The sequence below is a fragment of the Pseudomonas sp. 8O genome (assembly GCF_902506495.1).
GTDB lineage: Bacteria > Pseudomonadota > Gammaproteobacteria > Pseudomonadales > Pseudomonadaceae > Aquipseudomonas > Aquipseudomonas chaetocerotis.
In genome coordinates this window covers 548,670-572,127 of sequence record NZ_LR733264.1, presented here as the reverse complement: position 1 = coordinate 572,127, position 23,458 = coordinate 548,670, and the positions used below count along the sequence as shown (strand labels likewise).

Sequence of the window (23,458 nt, the reverse complement as noted above, 5' to 3'; positions counted from 1 at the left end):
TCATTGCGCCACCCCAGCCTGCATCAGATCGTCCTGCTGGACGTCGCGGGCAAAGGAGCGGGTGATGCGGCGCAGGTGCTCCGCGTTCGCCTCGTCGCCTCGGTCGAGCAGCCAGAAATAGGCGCGCGTGCGATTCTCGTAGCTGTAGCGTTTGAGCGTACGTTCACCCTTGAGCAGGGTGAAATCCATGCGCGTATCCGCGTCGCTGGGCAGCGGCAGCAGGAACAGGGTCGCGGCACTGAGCAGCACCAGCGGGAAAGCGGCGTGGTCACGCTCCTGCGCGACCTGGACGCGCACCGCGTAGGCATCGCCCGGCGCCTGGCCGGCGAGCACGTCCTCGAACATCCCCGTGGCGCGCAGGCTGTTGCGGATTTCCCCGCCCTTGAGCGGGTCGTTGCTCATCACATGAATGGGCGGCAGGTAGGACTCGCCGTAACGCAATTCGGTAGACGGCAAGGTATGAGTCGCGGCGCAACCCGACAGCAATACGCTGGCGAGCAGCAGGTAACGAAACGGTTTCATGGTGTGGGGCGGTCCTTCGTCCGGGATGAAGAATTGGCTGCTTCGGGCAGGATGAACGGTTTCGCCCGCTCCAGCTGCAAGGGCAGCAGCTGCAGCTCGGGCAATGCGGGGAACTGCTGGCGCGCGATGGCTTCGTCACGCGCAAGACGCTCGCGCTGCACGAACAGGCACAGGCTGCCGGTGATGCAACGCGAGCGGTACTCGCCGATGTAATAGGCCTTGCCGGCCTCCAGGCGCATGGGCACGACGAACTTCTCCCGCGCCTGCATCGAGGAGTAGTAGGTGCCGTAACCGGTACTCGTGGTGGAGAAGAACTGGAAGTCGTACAGCTCGTAATCGCCGGGTTTCAGTGGCATCACGAATACGCTGGCGCTGGCCGAACCGTCCTGGATGTCCTTCGGCGTCTGGCGTATGCCATTGTCGATCCAGACTGCAGCGGCGCCCTCTTCCGAGCCGCGCAGCCGAAACAGCAGGCGCTGGTTCTGCGCCGTGGCGGCCATCACCCCATCAGGGCCAACGGCGCCAACCAGATAGGCCGCCGGCTCCCCAGGCGCAGGACTCAGACGGTCGCTGACCAGCGCGGAGCGCTCGGTAATGCTGCAACCGCCCATTAACAACAACAGGCCAACCAGCTGGGCCTGGAAAAACACACGAACCATGCAACACCCTCAAACCACATGGATCACCTCGGCACGAGGCGCCAATCGAAGGGCGCGGATTATACGTAGCCTCCGTGGGTGCTGCAGTGGCAAATGGCCAAAGTGCGAAACGGATTCACTCGCCGCCGAACAGCGCCGTCCAGTAGATGCCAGCATCGCTCTGCGGGTCGTTGGCGTAGGCAGCGCCTAGTTCGCTGAACTCCGGGTTCATGATGTTGGCGCAGTGCCCGGAGCTGGCCAGCCAGCCCTCGACCACCTTGGCGGTGCTATCCAGAGCCGCCGCGATGTTCTCGCCAACCTTGCTACCGCTGTAACCCGCCAGCTCCGCGCGGTCACCCGGCGTCAGGCCGTCACGCCCCTGGTGGGCGAAGAAGTTGCCATTGGCCATGGCCCGACTGTGGCTCTCGGCAGCGTTGCCCAGCTCGGCGTTCCATACCAGCGGCGCGGCAGCGGCAAAGCGCTGGTCACCGCATTGGCGCGCCTCGGCGCGGGCCGAGTTGATCAGCAACAGCAGACTTTCCCCCTCGGTCTGCCAGGTTTGCAGGCGCGCACTGAGCAGCGGCCGTGCAAGCACGATGCGCCAGTCACGATCCTGCTGGCTGACACCGATGTCGATGAATTGCGGATCGAGCAACACACGACAGAAACTCTCGCTCAAGGCCTGCATGGCCGCCTGCGCATTGCGCGGGCCGGAGAGCGTGATGGCCTGTACGTTGACCAACGGATAACCGGCCGCGCTCAGCGAATCCTGCAGATCCGCGGTGCCATTGGCAGGCAGGATCAGGCGTGGGTCATTGGTCAACGGTGGCAGTGGCTCGGAGGCCTGCACGCCGCAGCGTTGCACCTCGCTGCGATAGCTGTTGATCGTCTCGATCAGCGCAAGGTCCTCAGCGGCCTGAGCCGCGCCCCAAAAGCCCATCAGCAGCAGCGCCAACAGGCAGCGTTGCCATCCCCATATGCCCCTTGTTGTTGTCATACCGTCCTCTCCCAACTAACGTCGTGATTCTGACGCAATTTCCGGCGCAGGATCATGGCCGGTTTCCTGGTCCCATCAAACGCCCGCATGCACTGGCATCGCGGCCGAACGGCAGGGTTCCTGCATGACGCCATCTGCCGTCATCGAACAATTTGCGCACTTGCCTCTCCCGCCGAGAACACTGATGCCCGGTTACTTCGCCAAGAACGAACAACATCGTCGCCTGGTCCTCAAGGCCTTGCTATGGATCACCTTGAGCGGTGGTTTGTTCTTCTCCGTGGTCAATCTGCTGCACGACAACTGGCTGCTGGCCGGTCTGGAGATCGGCTACGCCGCTGTGTCGCTGTATCTGCTGACCATCGTCGACCGAACGCACAACTTGCAGCTATTGACCGCGGTTTACCTGCTGCCGTTCTTCAGCATCATGATTTTGGCGCTGGCTCAGACCCACACCACCTTCGCGGTGTTCGCCTGGATACAGTCGATTCCGATCATCTGCTATCTGCTGCTGGGGCTGCGTCTGGGCATGTACGGCTCGGTGCTGTTCGTCGGCATCGGCCTGTTCGTCTTCAGCCGGCGGTTTGCCTCTGATCAATTGCTGCAAAACATCGAGATCATCGCCAATCTTGGCCTGGCCAGCCTGGCAGTGATGATTTTTGCGCATATCTACGAGCGCAGCCGCCTCCTCAACGAGCAGCGTTTGACCGATCAGGCGACCACAGATTCCCTGACCGGTCTGCCAAACCGGCTGAAGCTGGCCGAGGTATTCGAGCGCGAGCGTGCCCATGCGCTGCGCAATGGCACGCCGCTTTCGCTGGTATTCGTCGATATCGATCACTTCAAGCAGATCAACGACCGCTTCGGCCACGAGGTCGGCGACCGCGCCCTGGTTCACTTCGCCACGGTGCTGGCGCAGCGTTTGCGGGTCAACGATCTGTTCTGCCGCCTGGGCGGCGAGGAGTTTGCGGTGCTGCTGCCAGGCAGCACGGCGACGCAAGCTCGTGAAATCGCCGAGAGCCTGCGCGAACGCCTGGCGGCACAGCCGCTGGCGGTGGATGAGACCACGCTGCGCATGACACTGAGCGCCGGCGTGGCCTGCTTCGGGGTGGACGGGCAATCACTGGACGAGCTGATGCTGGCGGCGGACAGGCGCACCTATGCGGCCAAACGCGCCGGGCGTAACCGGGTGATCACCCGAGAGGACGTAGAGCCCGTTCTGGGCTGAACAGGTGCGGATCAGACGTAGATGCTGACCCCACCCTTCTCCTGCAACCACTGACGGTAGGTCTCCAGCGAGTCGGTCTGCTGGTCGCCGTTGTAGCCGGAGATGCGCACGCTGCCCTCCATGCCGGCATCCACCATCTTCTGTACCTGCGCCAGCAGCGAGGCGGCATCGTCGCGATCGAGTTGCATCACGTCCGGCAATTGAATCACCGAAGGGGTCGCCGGCTGGCTGTCGCCAGTGGGCTGCACGGCATTGCCGGGTTGCGCCGCGCCGCCATTCATCGCACGCAACAGTCCACCATCACTGCGCGCCACCACCTGCAGGGCGAAACGCCGCAGGTCGGCCAGCGGGTCCTGACTGGCCTGGTCGCCGGTGTCGCCACTGCCTGCGCTCGAGCGATTGTTGAGCTGACTGCCGTAGTAGCTGAGCATGGCAGGCATGCTGTTGTTGATACTGGTCATGAGGCCTCCGCGAAATCCGTTCGCCTCATGCAAAGCAGATTCCGGGCCAGCCACTGCAGGCCCGTCATTACGCGGGTTGCGCATCCATTCGCGGCAGCGGCTTGCCACCGCGGGGCAAGGTTTTGCCTGTGCCGGTCAACCCAACAGGTCGACCATCACCGCATTGCTGTAGATCAGGCAGCCATCTTCGGCACTGTAGCCGACCAGATGAAACTGGCCCCGCCCCTCCTCGCCGCCGATGTATACGCGCCATTTGCATTCGCTCAGCGGGCCGAAGCCGTCCGGCATGACCAGCTCCAGCGTCTGCATGTCGGCGTCGATCATGGTGTCTCTGAGCCCGCTGTGTTGCAGCTCTTCCTCAGCCCGTTCCAGGCGCAAGTGCTCCGCCTCGCTGACATGGAACTGCAGGGTACCGATGGGAATGGATTTGCTGTCATTGTCGGCCTTACGCCAACCGTCGATGCTCAGGGTGTTCATCTGCACGTCTCCTCAGTGAAACCCGAGTTCAGGGCACATGCCCACTTACAGAAAATGGGACAAGCCAGACTCCGAGGCGACTCCTGAGAAATGGACGAACGGCCTACCGTTTGCTTGTCGAGACGATTGCGCTAGGCTCTGCACCTTCATTGATAGGAGGTACTCCCATGGCCCGCGCCACTGCCCGCCACATCCTGGTTGCCAGCGAAGACAAGTGCAACGAACTGAAAGCCGCCATCGAAGGCGGTGCCGACTTCGCCCAACTGGCCAAAGACAATTCTTCCTGCCCGTCCGGCCGCAGCGGCGGCGACCTGGGCTCGTTCGGCCCCGGCCAGATGGTCAAGGAATTCGACACCGTCGTCTTCAGCGCGCCGGTCGGCGTGGTGCAGGGCCCGGTGAAGACCCAGTTCGGCTACCACCTGCTGGAAGTCACCAGCCGCCAGGACTGACCTGACTAGACCGAAGAGTCGCCAGCGCGGCTCTTCGGTTCACGTCCCCCGCTCGTGACAGCAGCGCTCATCCGGTTCAGCATTTCGTGACGCCTTGTCGGCTCGCGTCGGCGCCAGCCATCGAGCAAACGCCCGCAAGACTGAGCCTGTCGTTGTAGGGTGCGCAGTGCGCACCAAGGTTCCAGAGAATATCGGGTCACGATTCTGGAAGCGGTGCGCACAGCGCACCCTACGGCAGCGTCGGCTCGCGCTGGCGCCAGCTATCGAGCAAACGCCCGCCCCAGACGTTGATCAGCAGCCCGGCCATGACCAACGCCGCACCGACCATCTGCAGACTGCCGAGGCGCTCGCCGAGCAACAGTGCCGAGGAGCTGATACCCACCACCGGCACCAGCAGCGAGAACGGCGCCACCTGGCTGGCCGGATAGCGCGAAAGCAAGCGACTCCAAAGCCCGTAGCCGAGAATGGTGGCGCCGAATGCCAGGTAAGCCAGCACCAGCAGCGAATCCAGGCTGAGCGTGCGCAGCGACTGACCGATCAGCTCCGGCCCTTCCAGCCACAGCGACAAGGCCAGAAATGGCAGCGGTGGAATCAGGCTGCCCCAGACCACCAGGCCGACCAGATTGACCTTGCCCAGCTTGCGCGTGACCACGTTGCCCAGCGCCCACATCGAGGCCGCCGCAATGGTCAGGGCGAAGCCCGCCAGGGTCATCGCCTGCCCGCCCTGCAGACCTATCAATACCAGACCGCTGGCCGCCACCAGCAAACCGAACAGGTTACTGCGACGCAGCCGCTCGCCGAGAAACAGCGCGGCGAAGAACAGGGTGAAGAAGGCCTGCGACTGCAGCACCAGCGACGCCAGACCCGCCGGCATGCCGACGTACATGGCATAGAAGAGAAAGGCGAACTGCCCCACTGAAATGGTCATGCCATAGGCCAGCATCCAGCGCAGCGGCACCTGCGGCCGCCGCACGAAGAGGATCGCCGGAAAGGCTGCGAGCATGAAGCGCAGAGCGCCCATCAGCATCGGCGGCATGCCATGCAGGCCAACCTTGATCACCACGAAGTTCAGCCCCCAGACGACGATCACCAGCAGCGCCAGCAGTAGATCCTTGGGTGTCATGAGCACAAACCTCAGGTTGAGTGAGCCGGCATTAGAGCAGCCTCCCCCCAACAGCAGAAAGACACAGACGCCGAGGAAAAAAGCCACACAGCCACTGGCGGCTGCTAACCTGCGCGCCTCCGTAGCGTTACGCCAAACCCATGACTCTGCACGATTTCCTTTTGTTCGCCCTGCCGGCAGTGTTTCTCACCGGGCTGTCCAAGGGCGGCTTCGGCGGCGCCCTGGGCGGCATCGCCGTGCCGTTGCTGGCACTGGCCACCTCACCGAAACAGGCGGTGGCGGTCATGCTGCCGATTCTCTGCCTGGCCGATGTGGTGGGCCTGAAGGCCTACTGGGGCAAGTGGGATATGGCCAACCTCAAGGTCATGCTGCCGGGCGCGGTGATCGGCATCGCCATCGGTTCGATGACGTTCGGCTTGTTCGACGAACGCGCCATCGGCCTGCTGATCGGCGCCATCGCCATCACGTTCGTCGGGCTCGGCCTGGTGGTTGGCAAACAGGCGCCACGACCGCTGCACAAAGGGCGCGGCACACTGCTGTCGAGCCTGGCCGGCTTCACCAGCTTCGTCGCCCACGCGGGCGGCCCGCCGGTGATGATGCACCTGCTGCCGCAGCAACTGGACAAGGTGCGCTTCGTCGCCACCATCAACCTGTTCTTCCTGCTGACCAACGCCGCCAAGCTGTTCCCCTACGCGGCGCTGGGCCAGTTCACCGAGGAAAATCTGCTGCTGAGCCTGATGCTCGCGCCCATCGTGCCGCTGGGCGTATGGAGCGGCCTGTGGCTGCAATCGCGCGTCAACCACCTGTGGTTCTACCGTATCGCGCGGCTGGGCATTCTCATGGCGGGTGTGCAGCTGATCTGGCGCTACCTATAGATCCCCCGCCCGTAAGGTGCGCCGTACGCACCGCTTCCTGGATCGTGACCCGATACTGCCTGAAGCCCTGGTGCGCCCAACTACCCACGCCAGCTCAGGGCTCGATCACCCTCCACAGCTGCGGCCACTCGCCGGGGTTACGCCCCGCACAGCGGTTCAGGAAGCTGAACAAGGCCAACTGAAAACGCTCGCCATCGAAGCGCCAACTACCCGACTCGCCGCAATCGGCAATGCCACGCCCCTTGTGCAGGTAAGCCAGCTCGCCTGTCTGCGGCTGATAACTGACCCAGCCGGATAACCCATCGTGCCCCAACGGCAGCGGATCGATCTGCATGTCCTGCTCTACATACGGCGACTGACGGCTGACGCGATAGACCGCGAAATCGCAGTTGTAGGCCGCACACCAGGTACGAATGATGACCAACGCCTCGCGCTCGTTGAGCGCGAAGGCCTCGGCCTCAGGCTCGTCTGTCATGCCCTCCTCGAACCACTGGCTGCGAGTCGCGGCCATCAGGTGCCGGGCGATGTCATGCTGTTCGACTTCGCTCAGTGGTGCAACGCCAGGATAGGCACGCAGACGTGGCGCCTGCGGCGGCGCCGGCACCTCGCTGTCAGGGCGCGTACCCGACCGGTACAACGCCGTGCGGGTATCCATCCGCCCCTGCACGGCATCAATGAGCAGCAATGCGGCGGACAGCCCACTGAGCGACACCACCGCCTGGTGCTCGCCATCGCCTGCCATACGCAGCTGCGCACCATTACGCAATTCGGCCAGCACGACCTGGGCATCGGCCCCCTCGGCCGCCAGCAGTGTTTCACCATCCTCGTCCACCAGGCGCAGGCGACCGGCACTGGATAATGCGTGACCATCGAGCTGCAGCGGTGCATATCCACCTCGCCCGGCATGGTGCAGCGACAACGCCAACGGCGCCTGCGCACCCGCAGCACGCTGCAGATGAAGACTCAATGGCGTGTAATCAAAGCCTTGCGTGGCACTCAGCGCCTGGCATGCCCGCAGGTTGTCGCAGGCGATCACCCAGTCCTTGATTTCCCGGTACAGCGGCACCTGCTCGGGTGCTGCCTGGACCATTCCCGCCGCCAGCAGCAGAGCCGAGATCAGCATCCGACGCGACATGAACAACTCCTTTTGATGATTGCGCAGGGCCGTCATGTTCCCTGGCCCGAGCAAGCCAGGCAAGCGCCATCACAACCCCAGCAATTCGCGCAGCTCACGCGCGGTGGGCATGCGCGCCGACACGCCGCTGTTGAAATCGAAAGACTTGGCACTGGACAACGGCCCGACGATCACCGGATCGAAGCCGGCATCTGTCACCAGACGCGCCGCCACCTCCAGCGCCGCCTCGTCATCTGCGGCCAGCGGGATGGCCAGCTTCTCGCCGCTGCGATGGGCCTGGCTACGCAGGTTGTGCGCAGAGATGGCATTGAACGCGCGTACCAGGCGCACGCCTGGCAGAAACTGCTGCGAGGCCAATCCGGCACCCATCTCGACCGCCTCCTCGGCCATCGGCCCGTCGCGTCCCGGACGGGGATTACCAGCGTCCAGCACCACCTTGCCAGCCAGCTCAGAGACATAGTCGCGCCCGACCTGCGGCGTCGCGCCATAGGGTACGGCCAGCAGAATCACCTCGCCAAAGGCCGCCGCCTCACGCGGGGTGCCGACGCGGGCACGCTCGCCCAGCTCACTGGCAAGCGGCTGCAGGCGTTCGGGATTGCGCGAGGAAATCATCACCTCATGCCCCGCTTCGACCCACAATCGCGCCAGCGCGCCGCCAATATTGCCGGTGCCGATGATGCCGATACGCAAGGCGTCCGCGTGTGCCAGCACTGGGGCGCCGCCCAGCAATACCAGCAGGCCGAGCGCGGCGGTGAAAAGCTGAAGTAAACGGGGCATGGTGAGTTCCTCGAGCGAGTGACGACGAAGACCAAGCATAGAAAAACCGAACAGCGTGACGACCCACGATTCGCAACAGAGTGTTGCCCGCCAGCTATGCTTGAAAGGCGATATTGCATTGCAGTCGGCTACAGGGGCCGAGGAGGTGGCAGTGACCCGAACGCATCCCCCCAGTCAATGAACTGCTTCCCGGAGACGCGACCATGAGCAAAAGCATGGATTCACACAAAGAAGGCAAGAAGAAACCGCTGAAAACGGCGCATGAGAAACGCATGGCCAAGCGCGAGAAGAAGCACGGCCAGACCCTGCTCGGCAGCCACTCACCGGACGCCTGAGCTCCAGCCTGCCGGCGCAGCCTCGCTGCGTCGGCCCTCCCCTGCCGCAAAAACACCATCCGGGAAATTGCGCGTGCCGCCGGCGCCGCAAGGCACTAGAATCCGCAGCCTAAGTGATCGTCCGGCCGCCTCTGCGCACCGCGACACCCTCTCACCTATCGGCCAGGAGACCCCAGATGGGCGCCCAGTGGAAAGCCAAACCCAAAGAAGCCGCCGCCAACGCCCGAGGCAAGATCTTCGGCAAGCTGGTGAAGGAAATAATGCTCGCCGCGCGGAACGGCGCCGACCCGGACATGAACCCCAAGCTGCGCCTGGCCGTGCACCAGGCCAAGAAAGCCTCGATGCCCAAGGACACCCTCGAGCGCGCCATCAAGAAAGGCGCCGGTCTGTCCGGTGAAGTGATCAACTACGAGCGCACCCAGTACGAGGGCTTCGCCCCGCATCAGGTACCAGTGATCGTCGAGTGCCTGACCGACAACGTCAACCGCACCGTGGCCGAGATCCGTGTGCTGTTTCGCAAGGGCCAGCTCGGTGCATCCGGCTCGGTCAGCTGGGACTTCGACCACGTTGGTCTGATCGAAGCCAGCAGCGAAGAGGGTTCCGACCCGGAACTGGCCGCCATCGAAGCCGGTGCCCAGGACTTCGTGCCCGATGACGAGGGCTCGACCCTGTTCATCACCGATCCGACCGACCTCGACGCCGTGTGCAAGGCACTGCCGGAGCAGGGTTTCACCGTCAACTCGGCCAAGCTCGGCTACCGCCCGAAAAACCCGGTAAGCAGCCTGACGCCGGAGCAGATGGAAGAAGTCGAAGCCTTCCTCGAAGCCATCGACGGCCACGATGACGTGCAGAACGTTTACGTCGGCCTGGCCGGCTGATGTTCGCCAGGTCCCCAGCCTGACGCTGTAGGAGCGAATTGATTCGCGAAATTCGCGGCACAATCGCGAATAAATTCGCTCCTACACCAGCCGAGCCATCCGCGGCATCGTCGATAAATTTTCGCAGCCAGGCATGCAAAGGCCACACCCCCATGAAAACCACCCTGCATATCGCCGCCGCCTGCCTGTTCGACGCACGAGGTCGTCTGTTGCTCGTGCGCAAGCGCAACACCCGATTCTTCATGCTGCCAGGTGGCAAGCGTGAACCGGGCGAAGACGCGCTGTCGGCGCTCGCGCGTGAGCTGCTCGAAGAGCTGGAACTGCAACTGCAGGCCGGTGCACTGCGACCGCTCGGCCAGTTCCAGGCGCCAGCCGCCAACGAGGCCGATACCTGGGTGCAGGCAGACATCTATCGCGCTGCCCTGCCCCACGCGGTGCAGCCGGCCGCCGAGCTGGAAGAGCTGCGCTGGCTCGATACCACCTTGCCCCTGCCCGATGACCTGGCCCCGCTGCTGCGTGATCAGGTGCTGCCGGCTCTGCAACGCCAGCCGTTCCTGTAGGGCTGGCGCCAGCGACATCAAAGACCGCTCCCGGCCGTTTCTTGATCCACGACAACGCGGGTGACAACGCCAGCGATTAGGCTGCGCCGATAACCAGAACCATTCGTTTTGCGTGCAAACCCCACAGGACTCCGAGGTTTGCCATGAGTATCAGCTCAGCCCATATCTGCCAGGCCGCCGACCAGTTGCAGGGCTTCGTCGGCTTCAATGCCAAGACCGGCCAGTACCTGCTGCGTTTTTCCGAAGACAGCTTCGGCCTCGACGTGCCGGCCGAAACCATCACCCCTACCTGCGAATACGTATGGAGCAGCGCCAAAGGCGAACTGATGCGTCTGGATCGCCAGCGCCTGGCCTGGTTGCAGGAACAGCGCATCGACGACCGGGTCAACCTCAGCGAACCGTTGCGCATTTACCTGCGCCGCAGCGACCTGCCGGAAATCCACGCCGAACGGCGGCGCCTGACACCGGCTTGAGGTGTAGCGTGTCTCGGTGCATTCGGTGCGCACGGCGCACCCTACGGCAGAGTTGCGTCAAACGTCACCGTACGGCAACCACCCGTAGGGGGCGCCGTGCGCACCAATGCGCGTATGCCTCAGCCCAATAAGCGCATCGAGATGGCGCCGAGGCCCACACCGATCAGCAGCAGTACGATCCCACCCAGCCACAGCTTGCCCGCACTGTTCGCAGGCGCCACGACAACGGGCGCGGGTTTGGCCTGAGCTGCTCGCAGTGGATTGGCCGCCGCCGGCGCAGCCTTGACGCTGGCGCGCGCCACCTGCGGCACCGGGGCGATCTGCGTGGCGCCGCCAGCCGCCTTGGCAGCCAGCGCTGGCGGCAAGTCCGTCACGCGCATGAACTGGGTGGCATCCTCGTCGGGCGCATCGCTTACGCTCACCTTCGGCCCGATCACCAGCAGCGTCACCGTGCCCATCTTCAACTGATCGCCCGGTTGCAACACGGCGGTACGGACCTTCTGCTGGTTGACCAGCACACCGTTGGCCGAGGCAAGGTCCTTGACCTCCAGCACGTCGTCCTTGAGAAAGAACTCGCAATGCCGGCGCGACAGTTCCAGATCGCTGAAGCACAGCTCGCACTTGCTCGAACGGCCGAAGGTCATCGAGCCGTGGACATGAAACTTGCGCCCCTGGTGTTCGCCCTGGATCACCTGCAGAAACCAGCGCGGCGCAGCGGCCTCGGGCCTGGCCGCGCTTTTCGCCGGGTCGACCAGCTGCAGTTCGACGGCGCCCAGCCGCAGGCGATCGCCGTCGCGCAGCTGAAAACGGGTACCGACGCGCTGGTCGTTGACCCAGGTGGCGCCCTGGCCGGCATCGCTCAGGTAGTAGTAGCCGTGATCCTGGCGGATCTCGGCGTGGAAGCTGGCGATTCCGGTATCGCCGAGCACAAGTTGGTTGCGGCTGTCCTGGCCGATGGTCAGGCGTTCATCAGTCAGCCAGACCGGCGCTTGGCGGTTATCCAGGAACTGCAGTCTTAGCATCGTGGTCGCCTCGGGTCAGTCGAATAGGTTGTTCAGCAAGCGCTTGATCGGGTTCTGCTGGGCCGGCTGTGCGCTGCGCGGGCGGTTCGCCGCCTGACGCACGCGCTGCTCGTGGCTGTCATAGAGGGCCAGCAGCCGTTCGTTGTCGGGCTCTGCCTCGAGGCCCTGCTTGATCTGTTCCAGCGCCAGGTTGTATTCACGCCGCGCATAGGCCGCCTCGCTCTGTTCGATGAACCGCTGCGCCACGCGATTGATGCCAGCCAGAGCCAGCAGGTTGTCCGGTTCCCAGCCAAGCACCTGACGGAAGTAATGCACCGCGCTGTCGTCCTCGGGCAGGATCAGCAAGCCCTCGCCCAGGCGTTGCTCGGCCAGGTCGAGATACTGCTGGATGCGGGCCTGCAGTACGCGCTGCAGGCCGTCGCTGGCCTGCCGGTTGTCTGCATCCAGGGCCAGCGTCTGGCGAAAATAGTAGTCGGCGTTGTCTTGCGCCGGGGTCAACAGGTGCCCCTCGCTCAAGCGCGTTTCAGCCAGCCCAAGCAACCCGGCGATGCGCTGCTGCAACTGCCAGTAGTAGCCGCCTGCGCTACCCATGCCGAGCAACAACAGACCGAGCACGGCCCAGGGCAGCCAGCGCCGCCGGGATGGACGAGGCGGCAGGCTGACGGCCGGGCTCAGACGGGTCTGGTCCTGCTCGACATCCTGCAGCTCATCGAGACTGGCCAGCAGCACGTGGCAGTCGGCGAAACGATCTTCCGGGTCCTTGGCCAGCATGCGGTCGAGCAGCCACTGCAACTCGCCCAGAGGCTCCGGCAGCGGCGGCGCCTCCAGCTGCAACTGGTTCATCAGGGTCTGGGTGTAGTTGCCGCCGCGAAAGGGGTTATGCCCGCTGAGCATCTCCAGCAGGATCACGCCGAGGCTGTAGATGTCGCTGCGTGCGTCCAGTGCCTGACACTGCGCCTGCTCGGGGCTGCTGTAGGCCGGGCTGCCAACGGCGATGCCGGACTGGGTCAGCTCGCTGTCGAGCTGCAGGTCCTTGGCCACGCCAAAGTCGCTGAGCACGGCGGTGCCATCGTCGCGAAACAGGATGTTGCCGGGCTTGATGTCGCGGTGCACCAGGCCCTTGTCGTGTACCAGCGCCAGGGCGCTGGCGATCTGCCGGGCGATGCGCAGCGCACGCGCCGGCTCCAGGCGCTGGCCCTTGTACTGAGCCAGGTCGCCGCCAGCCAGGTACTCCATGGCGAGAAAATGGCGGCCGTCGTCCAGTTGGTCGATGCGGTAGATGGTGATGATCGAAGGATGCTGCAGGGAGGCGACGGTATGGCCTTCCTTGATGAAGCGCTGGGTGAAGGCGGCGTCCTCGCGATGCAGCAGCACCTTGAGCGCCACCTGGCGCTGCAACGCCTGCTCGGTCGCCAGATAGACCTCAGCCATGCCGCCTTTGCCGAGGCGATGATGAATGCTGTAACCGGGTACGCTGATGGAAGGCTGGCTCATGCGGCTCGACTGGCGCTCAGGGTTGGAGGGACTTGAACAGCTTGCGCAGCAGACCGGGGGTCGGCGCTTCGCGGTGCTCGGCAGCTGGGCCAAGGCACAGGACGATGCAGCTGATATTGTCTCTGCCGCCATGGCTATTAGCCAGCCCCACCAGTTGCTCGACCATCGTTTCCAGCGTGGCCGCTTCGGCGCAACAGTGCTGGATGGCCGCGTCGTCCAGCTCGTTGGTCAGCCCGTCGCTGCACAGCAGCAGCAGTTCGTCCGGCGCCAGCCGGGCGCGCAGCAGACCGACATCAGGCATCTGCCCGACCTGTCCCAGGCACTGCAGAATCACGTTGCGACGCGGGTGCTCACGCGCCTCCTCGGCGCTCATCTGGCCGGCGTCGACCATGGCCTGGACCCAGCTGTGGTCGTGACTGAGTTGCTCGATATGTTCGCTGCCGACGCGATAGGCGCGGCTGTCGCCGACCCAGGCCAGCTCGAACTCCTCCCCGTCCAGGCGCACGGCAACCAGGGTGCTGCCCATGCCAGCCTCGTCCGCAACGGGCTGCGCCGCCGCTACGATTGCCAGATGGGCGGCATGCACCGCTGCAAGCAGCTCCTCGCCCTGCTGCACGGCGCCCACCAGTTCCTCCAGCGCCAGGGCACTGGCCACCTCGCCACGCTCATGCCCGCCCATGCCATCGGCCAGCGCCCACAACCCCAGATCGGGACGGCAGGCCAGGGCATCCTCGTTGTGCGTGCGTACCTGGCCGGCAACGCTCTGCGCAGCGAACACCACGGATACGGGGAAAGGCTGAGACACGCGGCGAATCCTTTAGCAAAATGCGATTGTCCATGATGCGGCGACGCGAACGAGCTGTCACCGCCCGCCAGGTCGTAAATGCGCAACCGTTAACCAAAATGCGATGGTCAAATGAGCCGCCACTGAATCCATGATTACACCGCACTTTCGCCATCTGCCCCTGCAGCTACGACCTCTGGTCGACAAGTTCTACCGCGACCACCGCTCGCCGATGCGCAGCCAGGCAGGGGATGAACTGTGGGTGGCGCAAAGCGCCAGCGAGATTGTCGCCGCCCTCAGCCTGCGCCCACTGGCGGGCGGGCAGTGGCTGACCGGCCTGTTCGTTGCCCCCGCGCGGCGACGTCAAGGCGTGGCGGCTGCGCTGCTCAGCCACAGCCTGGCACTGCATCCCGAACCCGTCTGGCTGTTCTGCCATCCCGAGCTGCGCAGCTTCTATCAGCGCCTGGGCTTCGAGGACTGTCAAAGCCTGCCGACCGAGCTGGCCGAACGGCTGACCCGCTATCAGCGCACCAAATCGCTAATCTCGCTGCGCATCCACTGAGCAGCCTGTCGCCCTGGGCAAAAATACTGGCACTTTGCTCAGGAATGCCCCTTGCCATACGCGGTCAAAGCTCTGCATGCTTGTTCCATAACAACGAAAAGAAATGCTATGGCTACCCAGACCGCTCGTTTGCTGAAGCGCCTGCGCAACGATTTCCAGCTGTCGATCATCACCCTGATGGGTCTGTTCGGCGTCATCGGCATCTCGCCTTATGCCGTCTACCGCCTGCTCCAGGGCAACTACCTGGTCGGCATTGCCGACACCATCATCGTTCTGTCCACGCTGTTCGCCGTGCTTTATGCCTGGGTCACCCGCGACACGGTCAAACCCGGTATCTACCTGGCGGCCGTGTTCTCTGTCGGCGCCACGCTGATCGCCATCAACCTGGGGGTCAACGGCCTGTTCTGGATCTACCCGCTGATCCTCTTCAATTTCTTCATGGTCACCCCTGGCAAGGCCCTGCTGGCCACTGCGCTGGTGCTGGTCAGTCTGGTCAGCCATGCCCTGCTGGTACCTGACAGCGTGTTCGAAAGCCACTACCAGATGGTGTCGTTCCTGGTCACCTGCATGATGGCCAGCGTGCTCAGCTTCATCTTCGCCTTCCGCACCCGCAACCAACGCGACCAGTTGCAACTGCTGGCCATTCATGACCCGCTGACCGGCGCACGCAACCGCCGGGCGATGAACGAAGAACTGAAGATCGCCATGGCCAGCCATCGCCGCCACAGCGACAGCTACGGCCTGCTGGTAATGGATCTGGATCACTTCAAGCAGATCAACGACCGCTTCGGCCATCACGTTGGCGACCAGGTGCTGGTAGCCTTCGTCGAGCTGATCAAGCGCTGTTCACGCAAGGAAGATCGCTTGTTCCGCTTTGGTGGCGAGGAGTTTCTCCTGTTGCTGCCCAATACCGAGCTGGCGGGCCTGCAGGTCGCGGCGCAGAATCTGCTCAGCTGGGTCGCACAGGAGCTGAAAAGCCCGGGCGGCGCGGTAACCGTCTCCATCGGCGGCGCCATTCTGCACAGTGGCGAGCACTGGGAAAGCTGGCTGCAGCGCGCCGATGAATGCCTGTATCGCGCCAAGAGCGAGGGGCGCAATCGCTCGGTGATCGCCGATGCCCCGAGCAGCCCGAACAAGACTGCCGCCAGCAACTGAGGCGTCAGCGGCTACGCTGCTGCTGATAACTGCCACTGCCCGGCTGGCGCTCGATGATCAGCCCGCCCGGGTATTCGGTGCTCTGCCGAATGCCGCCACGGCTTTCGCTGGAGTAACTGCCGTAGCGGCTTTCCTGACGCACGCTGCCCTGCGGCAGACGCTGCCCACCGTAGAGATTGTGCTGCTGATAACTCGACGAACCGGAGACGCTGCCACTGGCGCCGGGGCTGACGTAGCTCTTGGGAATGACGCGAATGGTCTGCGGCTGATCGGCGAACGCAGCACTGGCGAACGACGCAGCCAGAATCAGTACAAGCGAGCGAATGAACATGAGCACCTCCCCTGCGAGTCAGGGCCAGACGTCAAGCGCCTGAGCCGAAATCATCATCACACCGGCTTTGACAGCAGCGCGAGGGAATTTTCAGCGCTGATACGACAAAGGGTCAGCCGAAGCTGACCCTTTGCTGGACATGGTGCCGGAGATAGGAATCGAACCTACGACCTTCGCGTTACGAGTGCGCTGCTCTACCGACTGAGCTACACCGGCGGGAAAACGACGGCATTATGCGAGTTGCCACGCTCGCGCTCAAGTCGCTGTGACGTCAGCTGTCAAGCAGTTCGATGCGGTCGTCGTGGATGCGGATCAGGCCCTGCTTGTAGAGGCCACCGATGGCCTTCTTGAAGTTGCCCTTGCTGACCCGGAAATGCTCGGAGATCAGCTCTGGCGGGCTCTTGTCACCCAGCGCCAGCACACCGCCTTGTGCGCGCAGTCGTTCGATGATCTGCTCGGCCAGGCCACTGGCGGCTTCGTGACCGATGGGCTGCAGGCTCAGGCTGATCTTGCCGTCGGCACGCAGCTCCTTGATGTAGCCCTTCTCGCGCATGCCGCTGCGGATGAACTTGAACAGCTCGTTCTTGTGGATCAGGCCCCAATGCTTGCCGTCGATGATGGCCTTGAAGCCGAGGTCGGTACGTTCGACCACCAGCAGGTCGACTTCCTGGCCGACCTGGTAGTTGGCCGGCACCTTGTCCAGGTGGCGGTCCAGGCGTGCGGTGGCGGTAAGGCGGCGGGTGCGCTTGTCCAGGTAGAGGTAGATCACGCAGTAGTCGCCGATCTGCAGCGGACGCTTCTCTTCGGAATGCGGCAGCAGCAGGTCCTTGGGCAGGCCCCAGTCGAAGAACAGGCCGACGCGGTTGATATCCACCACCTTGAGGCTGGCGAACTCACCGAGCTGGATCTTCGGTTTCAGGGTGGTGGCGATCAGCTTGTCTTCGCTGTCGAGGTAGAGGAACACGTTGAGCCAGTCATCGACTTCGCTCGGCGTGTCCTTGGGGATGTAGCGCTTGGGCAGGAGGATTTCACCATCCGCACCACCGTCCAGGTACAGACCGAAGTCGGTGTGCTTGACCACCTGCAAAGAATTCATCCGCCCAATCAAGGCCATCGCGTTTCACCTCACCAAAACAGCCGGCCATTCTACCCGAGTTGACGCGCGACCGGGCTGGCCGCATGGCAAAACGACAGCCGGTCGAATGGTGGCATAAGTGCCTGGGAAACAAGCCATAAGTTGCCGCGAAAAGTGGATGAGACGCAGCATTACGCTATTCATCACGGCGATTAACCAAGCAGAAAGGGGCTGCTTCAGGCATAATGATCGGCCGCCCATCTGAAAGAGATCAAGGTCATGGCCACCCTGCGCGTGAAGTCCTCCTCCAGCAAAGTCAGCAAACCCGCCCCTGCCGTGGAAACCCGCGAGTCCATCGAGGCGCAGATTGCTGCCTTCCTGCAGGGCGGCGGCGAGATCCAGCAGATCGCCAAGGGCGTCAGCGGCCAGACTTACGGCGGCACGCGCCAGATCACCATCAGCAAGAAGTGATCGCTTCGGGTGCGCGATGCGCACCCAGCCCCTCCCTCATTATTCGCTCGCCAGCCCCAGGCGCAGCAACTGCCCTTTCGGCGCATCCGTCAGCACGTAGATATAGCCGTCCGGTCCTTGCCGTACGTCGCGCACCCGTGCGTTCAGTGACTCCAGCAAACGTTCCTCATGCACGATCTTGTCGCCATCGAGCTGCAGGCGAATCAGCGCCTGGCCGGAAAGCGCGCCGATGAACAGGTTGTGCTGCCAGGCCGGGAAACGCTCGGCATCGTAGAAGGCCATGCCGCTGATCGCAGGTGATTTTTTCCAGACGTGATGCGGCGGCTCGGTGCCCTCCACGGTTTTGCCCTTGGCCTCGGGAATCGCCAGCATCGAATAGTTCACCCCGTGCGTCGCCAGCGGCCAGCCGTAGTTCTTGCCCGCTTCAGGAACGTTGATTTCGTCACCGCCGCGCGGGCCATGCTCGTGGGTCCACAGGCGGCCGCTCCAGGGATTGAGCGCTGCGCCCTGCTGGTTGCGGTGGCCGTAGGACCAGATTTCCTCACGCGCGCCGTCACGGCTGACGAAGGGGTTGTCCTCGGGTATGCGCCCGTCCGGGAAGATGCGCACCAGCTTGCCCTGCAGCTTGTCGAGGTCCTGCGCGGTGGGGCGATTGTTGTTGTCGCCCAGGGCGATGAACAGATGGCCGTTGCGGTCGAACACCAGCCGCGAGCCAAAGTGCGTGCCGCTGGACAGCTTCGGTTGCTGGCGGAAGATCACCTCGAAACCTTCCAGCGCCCTGGCATCGGCCGACAGCTTGCCACGCCCGACAGCCGTACCTGCCGCGCCGTCGCCTTCCTCGGCGTAGGACAGATAAACCAGGCGGTCTTCGGCGAAGTCAGGCGACAGCACCACGTCGAGCAAGCCGCCCTGGCCGACGGCGAAGACCTTGGGCACGCCGCGTAGCGGCTCGGACACGTCACCCTCAGCGCTTACCCGGCGCAAGGCACCTGGCCGCTCGCTGACCAGATAACCCTGGCCATCCGGCAGAAAGGCAACGGCCCAGGGGTTGGCCAGACCTTCGGCGACGGTATGAACGTTCAACGGTCCCAGTTCGGAGCTCAGTTGTCGGTCTTCGGCGAAGCTGTACTGATAACCGAACAGGGCGAGCAGACCGAGGGCGGCGAGGGGTTTCAGGCGCGGCATCGTGGCGTCTCCATGCGTCAGACAGGCGGCCATAGTGCAACAGCCCCTCAGCCGTGGCAGCCCCGCAAAAGTTTCCTCAGGTTTCAGTCCGTCAGGTAGCGCTGCTCGATACGGCGGTATTCGCCGGACTCTCTGAGCATACGCAGCCCCTCATCGAAGCGCCGACATTGTTCGTCACGGCGAAAACCGACGCGGTACGGCGTCGGCGGGAAAATATCGAACCAGTCCAGTGGCTGATGGATGTCGACCTGATCGGCGACCTCACGGTCGAGATAGCGGATGATGCGCTTTTCGCCCACCACCACATCGGTGCGGCCGCTGTAGAGCAGGCGATTGCGATTGATCTGCAGCGCCTCCTCGCGATAACGCGGATTGTTCATGGCCATCTGCTCGAACTCCGGCCCCATCAGCAGCCGCGCGCGCTGGAAGGCGCTGACGGCATACTGGCCGAGGTCGGCGATCTGCTCGATGCGATATCCGCGCTTGGCTAGCGCCACCGCTACGTTCTGGTAATGAATGTAAACGTCCGAATAGAAGGCCTGCACGCCACTGCGCTCATGAGTGGTGGCAATCGCGTCGATCTCGCCGCGGCGCAGCATCAGGTGCAGGCGCTCTATCGGCGCGTAATAGGCGGCCACTTCGAAACCCGCGTTGTGCGCGGCGCGCTCAACCAGTTCATATTCCAGGCCACGCGGCTCACCTTCGAAGATATAAGGCGGCTTGTGCGTGCCGAAGCCGACGTGCAGCACTTGCGCCGTCGCCGTTACAGCCCAGCACGACAACAGCACCACCATCCACCATCTATACATGCCACCTCCGGCAATGACCCTGCCAGAGCATAGACCCCATGCGCCCCTCATAACCAGAATGGATGCCGGCCGATTCACTCCGCTTTGCCCTATCGCGGCTAGACTGGCTGCACGCATTTTGCGCCTGCCTTCAGGAGACCAAGACCATGCTCAAAGCCGAATACCAACAACGCGGCCCGGTGCCGCAAGACGTGATCAGCGCGGTGCCACTGCAGCTACCTGAGCCCACGGCCGGGCAAGTGCGGGTCAAGGTACTGGCTGCACCGATCAACCCGTCCGATGTACTGACCCTGACCGGCGCTTACGGCATGCTGCCGCCGCTGCCAGCCGTGGGCGGCAACGAAGGTGTGGGCAAGGTCGAGGCGCTCGGTGAGGGCGTCAGCAACTTCAAGGTCGGCCAGACCGTGCTGCTGCCGGTCGGCTGCGGTACATGGGTCACGGCGCTGAATGCTCCGGCGGAAAAACTCATCCCGCTGCCGGATGCCGACCCGCTGCAACTGGCCATGCTGACCGTCAACCCACCCACTGCCTCGCTGCTGCTCAGCGAGTTCGTCGACCTCAAGCCGGGCGACTGGGTGATCCAGAACGCCGCCAACTCGGGCGTCGGCAGCTACCTGATCCAACTGGCCAAGCTGCGCGGCTTCAAGACCATCAACGTGGTACGCCGTGATTCGGCCATTGCCGGCGTCGAGGCTGAAGGCGGTGATCTGGTACTGGTGGACGGCCCGGACCTGGCCAAGCGTGTGCGTGCAGCCACTGGTGGCGCCGAGGTGCGCCTGGGTATCGACGCAGTCGGCGGCGTCAGCACCGACAACCTCGCAGCGGTCCTGGCCAACGGCGGTGTGCTGGTGAACTACGGCATGATGAGCGGCCAGGCTTGCCAGGTTTCGCCAGCCTCCTTCGTGTTCCGTGACGTGACACTGCGCGGCTTCTGGCTAGCCAAGTGGTTCCAGAACGCCAGCCCGGCGCAGCAAATGAAGGTGTTCGGCGAGCTGGTGCAACTGATCGCCAGCGGCAAACTGAAGACCCGCGTCGCCGCCACCTATGACCTGGAGCACATCAAGGACGCCGTGGCGGCAGCCGCCAGCGGCGAGCGTGACGGCAAGATTCTGCTGGTGCCCTGAGGCTTACAGCGATTGGTGCGCACAGCGCACCCTACCTCCGAAGTACGCCCGGCGCCCCTGCCCCAGGGGGCGCCATCTCTGCTGCCGCTCACTCGCGGCATACTGCCTGCGGCGAGTACGCCCTTCGCGGGTAGTGCCACTGCCATTCGCTTGCCTGATGCGCAGCGATGAGGCTGATCGGCCAAAGCAGCTCATATCTGTGGGGAATAAGGCAAAGTACTTTTTTCCGTGCTAGAACCTATGGGGTTGGTCATGTTATGGCCAATGGCCAATACCCCACTGACTCGCCGGACTGTCACCGATGAAAACTAAAAAAGACGCCGTAGCCCCCGCAAAGGAAGCCACCCTGGCCGACATCGCCGACAACCTGCTGGCGCCGCCCGCACTGCCGGGACACAGCGTTAGCGGCGAGCAGTATCTGTATTTCACCGAACGCGATATCGAACGCATCCTCGACAACCTCGACGGCCTGCGCAACATGGTGTTCCCGCTGGGCGAGCCGCTGGACGAGGGCGAGTCGAGCCGCATCCAGCAGTTTCCCTCGGTGTGCCTGATCGGCCTTGGCCGCTGCGGCTCGAACATCGCACTGGACGTCGCATCCCTGGTCTACAACGCACGCCAGTTCTACCTGGAAGAGTTTCACAGCGAAGCCACTGCCGCCATCGAGCAGGCCTCGCGCCCCAGCCGCTGGATACGCAGCAACCTGTTGCGCGCGCCGCGCAAGAACAGCAAGCCGGTGTTCCTGATCGAGCCGCTGGTGATGCTCGGCGACCTGGACAAGGACATCGCCGGACGCATTCGCTTCTCGCGCAAAGGCGAAATGAGCGGTTTTCTCGACGATTACAGCAAGATGAAGATCATGGACCTGTCCGAAGTGCATGCCGGTGGGGCCGGCAATGCGCCGATCCTCGGTCAGTACCTGGCCAAGATCATCCTCAACAAGGACACCCAGCGCTTCTCCAACGAAGACTGGAAGTTCATCCACAGCTATCTGATCGACTCCTGCGGGATCAAGGCCAACCAGTCGCGCTTGTACTTCTATATCTTCAGCGCCGGCGGCGGCACCGGCTCGGGCATGGCCTCGGAGTTTGGCCTGGCACAACAGTTCGCCTACATGAGCAAGACCTTCGACAGCAAGACGCCGGACGATGGCGAGGCCGAGCGCGAACGTGGTTTCGTATTCGAACCGATCTTCACCAGCGGCATCTGCATCCTGCCGAACATTTCCGACCAGCGCAGCGAGATGTCAGAGGCCCTGCACATCAATGCCGGACGCCTGCTGTGCAAGTACCTGGCCGAGGAATGGGACTTCTCCTACAACTTCGACAACGAGCAGAACAGCGCCGAAAGCGTGATGCGCCGCATCCGCCCGTGGAACGCGATGATGCTGATCTCCAACGACATCATGCGTTACGCCGAAGAGAGCGGTGACGGCAGCATCCACAACATCGACGTGACCGCCATGGAGCGCCACGCCAACCAGTACATCTCGCAGCAGATCTTCAACATCCTCACCGCCCAGGCGGTGACCAGCGACTACGACCAGAACTACTTCCGCCGCGCCGGCATCGACATCGGCGAGACCATCCGCCTCGACGCCAACGACCTGTTCATGAGCCTGGCCGGCCCGGTGGCCGTGGCCTACGCCGAGTCCGTGGTGCCCGAACAGCATGCCCAGCTCTCGGAAAAATTCCGCGTGCTGGACAAGGAACAAAGCCCACCCCGCCTGAACATCGACGACCTGTTCTTCCGCTCCATCGACCTGCCGCACTTCAACAAGGTCACCCAGGCCATCGAAGGCATCAGCCTGCTGCCGATCGAGTCCAAGCGCTATCGCCAGGCGCTGGAGCAATACAAATCCAGCGGCTACGACGCCACGCAACTGAGCGACCTGCACTTCTTCAAGAACTGCTCCTCGGTGGTGTCCATCGTCTCGTTGCCCAAGGACTACAAGCTGTCCTACATGGACCTGAACCGGCTCAAGACCCACCTCAACAACCTCTTCCCCAACACCACGCTCAAGCGCTATGCGCTGGTGATCGGTGCCTCGGCAAACCTGTCGCTGACCACCCTGATCGTCAAGAGCCCGTGCCTGTCGGACGACTTCCTGACCCTGATCGTCGCCTACATCAAGCGCTGCTTCGCCCGCGACCAGTACCGCTTCGACGACAGCCTGGACGACGCCATGCTCGACTTCATCGTCTCCGAGCGCTTCAACGAAGCGCAGCTCGACGCCATGCTCAACGAGCACGAAGACCCGGCGAAGATCCTCGACACCAATTGGTACGCGATCAAACCGATGTACGAGAAGAAGTACCGCGAGCTGATCCACGACGCCGAGAAGTTCGTCTCGATCAACGACATTCGCCTGTCGCGCGAAAGCGTCAAACAAGCGATCAAGTACCTGCGCGAAATCTATCGCCACCGCATCGGCAAGACCCGGGTGATCTCGCTCAACGATTACGGAAAATAGGTGGTACGGGCGTGCCTGTGCTTCACTGAACAGGGCACGCAAGCCGCC

26 protein-coding genes and 1 tRNA gene are annotated in these 23,458 nt (G+C 63.4%); 11 read left to right on the top strand and 16 right to left on the bottom strand.

What is annotated here, in order from left to right; genetic code table 11:
• The 3 genes from GV002_RS05475 to GV002_RS05465 form a co-directional block, all read right to left on the bottom strand.
• Positions 1 to 522, bottom strand: coding sequence for a hypothetical protein (locus tag GV002_RS05475; RefSeq protein WP_160017403.1), 522 nt, complete (start codon positions 520 to 522; stop codon positions 1 to 3).
• Positions 519 to 1,181 (bottom strand): hypothetical protein, encoded by a 663-nt coding sequence (locus GV002_RS05470; protein ID WP_160017402.1) that lies wholly within the window; start codon positions 1,179 to 1,181, stop codon positions 519 to 521. Before GV002_RS05470 ends, GV002_RS05475 begins: the two co-directional genes overlap by 4 nt.
• A 115-nt stretch (positions 1,182 to 1,296) precedes the next feature.
• Complete coding sequence (locus GV002_RS05465) at positions 1,297 to 2,157, bottom strand: CAP domain-containing protein (protein ID WP_160017401.1); 861 nt, start codon at positions 2,155 to 2,157, stop codon at positions 1,297 to 1,299.
• A gap of 184 nt (positions 2,158 to 2,341) precedes the next feature.
• Between GV002_RS05465 and GV002_RS05460 the strand changes: the two genes are divergently transcribed.
• Complete coding sequence (locus GV002_RS05460) at positions 2,342 to 3,382, top strand: GGDEF domain-containing protein (RefSeq protein WP_160017400.1); 1,041 nt, start codon at positions 2,342 to 2,344, stop codon at positions 3,380 to 3,382.
• An 11-nt stretch (positions 3,383 to 3,393) separates the two neighbouring features.
• Here the strand turns inward: GV002_RS05460 and GV002_RS05455 are convergent, their stop codons facing one another.
• Both GV002_RS05455 and GV002_RS05450 read right to left on the bottom strand, forming a co-directional pair.
• Positions 3,394 to 3,843 carry a hypothetical protein gene (locus GV002_RS05455; RefSeq protein ID WP_160017399.1) on the bottom strand — a complete coding sequence of 150 codons (450 nt, stop codon included), beginning with the start codon at positions 3,841 to 3,843 and terminating at the stop codon, positions 3,394 to 3,396.
• 135 nt (positions 3,844 to 3,978) lie between these two features.
• Positions 3,979 to 4,320 carry a hypothetical protein gene (locus GV002_RS05450; protein WP_160017398.1) on the bottom strand — a complete coding sequence of 114 codons (342 nt, stop codon included), beginning with the start codon at positions 4,318 to 4,320 and terminating at the stop codon, positions 3,979 to 3,981.
• A 167-nt stretch (positions 4,321 to 4,487) separates the two neighbouring features.
• Here GV002_RS05450 and GV002_RS05445 point away from each other — a divergent pair, with 167 nt between their 5' ends.
• Positions 4,488 to 4,769, top strand: coding sequence for a peptidylprolyl isomerase (locus GV002_RS05445; RefSeq protein ID WP_003462270.1), 282 nt, complete (start codon positions 4,488 to 4,490; stop codon positions 4,767 to 4,769).
• 229 nt (positions 4,770 to 4,998) lie between these two features.
• Here the strand turns inward: GV002_RS05445 and GV002_RS05440 are convergent, their stop codons facing one another.
• A complete protein-coding gene (locus tag GV002_RS05440; protein WP_160017397.1) occupies positions 4,999 to 5,892 on the bottom strand; it encodes an EamA family transporter in 894 nt (297 codons plus the stop codon).
• Positions 5,893 to 6,032: 140 nt separating this feature from the next.
• On the opposite strand from GV002_RS05440, the gene GV002_RS05435 reads away from it, so the two are divergent.
• Entirely contained in the window at positions 6,033 to 6,767 is a 735-nt protein-coding gene (locus GV002_RS05435; protein ID WP_160017396.1) for a sulfite exporter TauE/SafE family protein, read from the top strand.
• A 94-nt stretch (positions 6,768 to 6,861) separates the two neighbouring features.
• Here the strand turns inward: GV002_RS05435 and GV002_RS05430 are convergent, their stop codons facing one another.
• Entirely contained in the window at positions 6,862 to 7,902 is a 1,041-nt protein-coding gene (locus GV002_RS05430; RefSeq protein WP_160017395.1) for a DUF1176 domain-containing protein, read from the bottom strand.
• 69 nt (positions 7,903 to 7,971) lie between these two features.
• Complete coding sequence (locus tag GV002_RS05425; protein WP_160017394.1) at positions 7,972 to 8,679, bottom strand: NADPH-dependent F420 reductase; 708 nt, start codon at positions 8,677 to 8,679, stop codon at positions 7,972 to 7,974.
• A 511-nt stretch (positions 8,680 to 9,190) separates the two neighbouring features.
• Between GV002_RS05425 and GV002_RS05420 the strand changes: the two genes are divergently transcribed.
• The 3 genes from GV002_RS05420 (at position 9,191) to GV002_RS05410 (ending at position 10,925) form a co-directional block, all read left to right on the top strand.
• Positions 9,191 to 9,892 carry a YebC/PmpR family DNA-binding transcriptional regulator gene (locus GV002_RS05420; protein ID WP_160017393.1) on the top strand — a complete coding sequence of 234 codons (702 nt, stop codon included), beginning with the start codon at positions 9,191 to 9,193 and terminating at the stop codon, positions 9,890 to 9,892.
• Positions 9,893 to 10,044: 152 nt separating this feature from the next.
• On the top strand, positions 10,045 to 10,452 hold the full coding sequence (locus GV002_RS05415; RefSeq protein WP_160017392.1) for an NUDIX hydrolase: 408 nt from the start codon (positions 10,045 to 10,047) through the stop codon (positions 10,450 to 10,452).
• Positions 10,453 to 10,595: 143 nt separating this feature from the next.
• Complete coding sequence (locus tag GV002_RS05410) at positions 10,596 to 10,925, top strand: DUF2025 family protein (RefSeq protein WP_160017391.1); 330 nt, start codon at positions 10,596 to 10,598, stop codon at positions 10,923 to 10,925.
• Positions 10,926 to 11,044: 119 nt separating this feature from the next.
• Here the strand turns inward: GV002_RS05410 and GV002_RS05405 are convergent, their stop codons facing one another.
• Genes GV002_RS05405 through GV002_RS05395 form a run of 3 tightly spaced genes read right to left on the bottom strand, consistent with a single transcriptional unit; the run spans position 11,045 to position 14,246 of the window.
• Positions 11,045 to 11,947, bottom strand: coding sequence for an FHA domain-containing protein (locus GV002_RS05405; protein ID WP_160017390.1), 903 nt, complete (start codon positions 11,945 to 11,947; stop codon positions 11,045 to 11,047).
• Between the two features lie 15 nt (positions 11,948 to 11,962).
• The gene (locus tag GV002_RS05400; protein ID WP_160017389.1) at positions 11,963 to 13,441 is read right to left on the bottom strand and encodes a serine/threonine-protein kinase; all 1,479 of its coding nucleotides are present in this window, start codon (positions 13,439 to 13,441) and stop codon (positions 11,963 to 11,965) included.
• Positions 13,442 to 13,457: 16 nt separating this feature from the next.
• Positions 13,458 to 14,246, bottom strand: coding sequence for a PP2C family protein-serine/threonine phosphatase (locus GV002_RS05395; RefSeq protein ID WP_160017388.1), 789 nt, complete (start codon positions 14,244 to 14,246; stop codon positions 13,458 to 13,460).
• Positions 14,247 to 14,376: 130 nt separating this feature from the next.
• Between GV002_RS05395 and GV002_RS05390 the strand changes: the two genes are divergently transcribed.
• Together GV002_RS05390 and GV002_RS05385 are read left to right on the top strand one after the other, a co-directional pair.
• Positions 14,377 to 14,787: a GNAT family N-acetyltransferase gene (locus GV002_RS05390; protein WP_160017387.1), complete on the top strand. Its 411-nt coding sequence runs from the start codon at positions 14,377 to 14,379 to the stop codon at positions 14,785 to 14,787.
• Positions 14,788 to 14,895: 108 nt separating this feature from the next.
• Positions 14,896 to 15,942, top strand: coding sequence for a GGDEF domain-containing protein (locus GV002_RS05385; RefSeq protein ID WP_160017386.1), 1,047 nt, complete (start codon positions 14,896 to 14,898; stop codon positions 15,940 to 15,942).
• 4 nt (positions 15,943 to 15,946) lie between these two features.
• Here GV002_RS05385 and GV002_RS05380 read toward each other — a convergent pair whose 3' ends face one another.
• The 3 genes from GV002_RS05380 to GV002_RS05370 all read right to left on the bottom strand — a co-directional run bounded on the left by GV002_RS05380 (position 15,947) and on the right by GV002_RS05370 (position 17,387).
• Positions 15,947 to 16,273, bottom strand: a complete 327-nt coding sequence (locus GV002_RS05380) for a hypothetical protein (protein ID WP_160017385.1) — start codon at positions 16,271 to 16,273, stop codon at positions 15,947 to 15,949.
• Positions 16,274 to 16,413: 140 nt separating this feature from the next.
• Positions 16,414 to 16,489 (bottom strand) — tRNA-Thr (locus tag GV002_RS05375).
• 55 nt (positions 16,490 to 16,544) lie between these two features.
• Positions 16,545 to 17,387: a S1 RNA-binding domain-containing protein gene (locus GV002_RS05370; RefSeq protein WP_003462310.1), complete on the bottom strand. Its 843-nt coding sequence runs from the start codon at positions 17,385 to 17,387 to the stop codon at positions 16,545 to 16,547.
• Positions 17,388 to 17,627: 240 nt separating this feature from the next.
• On the opposite strand from GV002_RS05370, the gene GV002_RS05365 reads away from it, so the two are divergent.
• Positions 17,628 to 17,819, top strand: coding sequence for a hypothetical protein (locus GV002_RS05365; RefSeq protein WP_003462311.1), 192 nt, complete (start codon positions 17,628 to 17,630; stop codon positions 17,817 to 17,819).
• Between the two features lie 39 nt (positions 17,820 to 17,858).
• Here GV002_RS05365 and GV002_RS05360 read toward each other — a convergent pair whose 3' ends face one another.
• Entirely contained in the window at positions 17,859 to 19,004 is a 1,146-nt protein-coding gene (locus GV002_RS05360) for a PQQ-dependent sugar dehydrogenase (protein WP_160017384.1), read from the bottom strand.
• Between the two features lie 83 nt (positions 19,005 to 19,087).
• Positions 19,088 to 19,813, bottom strand: coding sequence for a substrate-binding periplasmic protein (locus GV002_RS05355; protein WP_178094606.1), 726 nt, complete (start codon positions 19,811 to 19,813; stop codon positions 19,088 to 19,090).
• 146 nt (positions 19,814 to 19,959) lie between these two features.
• Here GV002_RS05355 and GV002_RS05350 point away from each other — a divergent pair, with 146 nt between their 5' ends.
• Positions 19,960 to 20,937: a zinc-dependent alcohol dehydrogenase family protein gene (locus GV002_RS05350; RefSeq protein ID WP_160017383.1), complete on the top strand. Its 978-nt coding sequence runs from the start codon at positions 19,960 to 19,962 to the stop codon at positions 20,935 to 20,937.
• A gap of 301 nt (positions 20,938 to 21,238) precedes the next feature.
• Entirely contained in the window at positions 21,239 to 23,410 is a 2,172-nt protein-coding gene (locus tag GV002_RS05345; RefSeq protein WP_160017382.1) for a hypothetical protein, read from the top strand.
• Positions 23,411 to 23,458 lie beyond the last annotated feature (48 nt).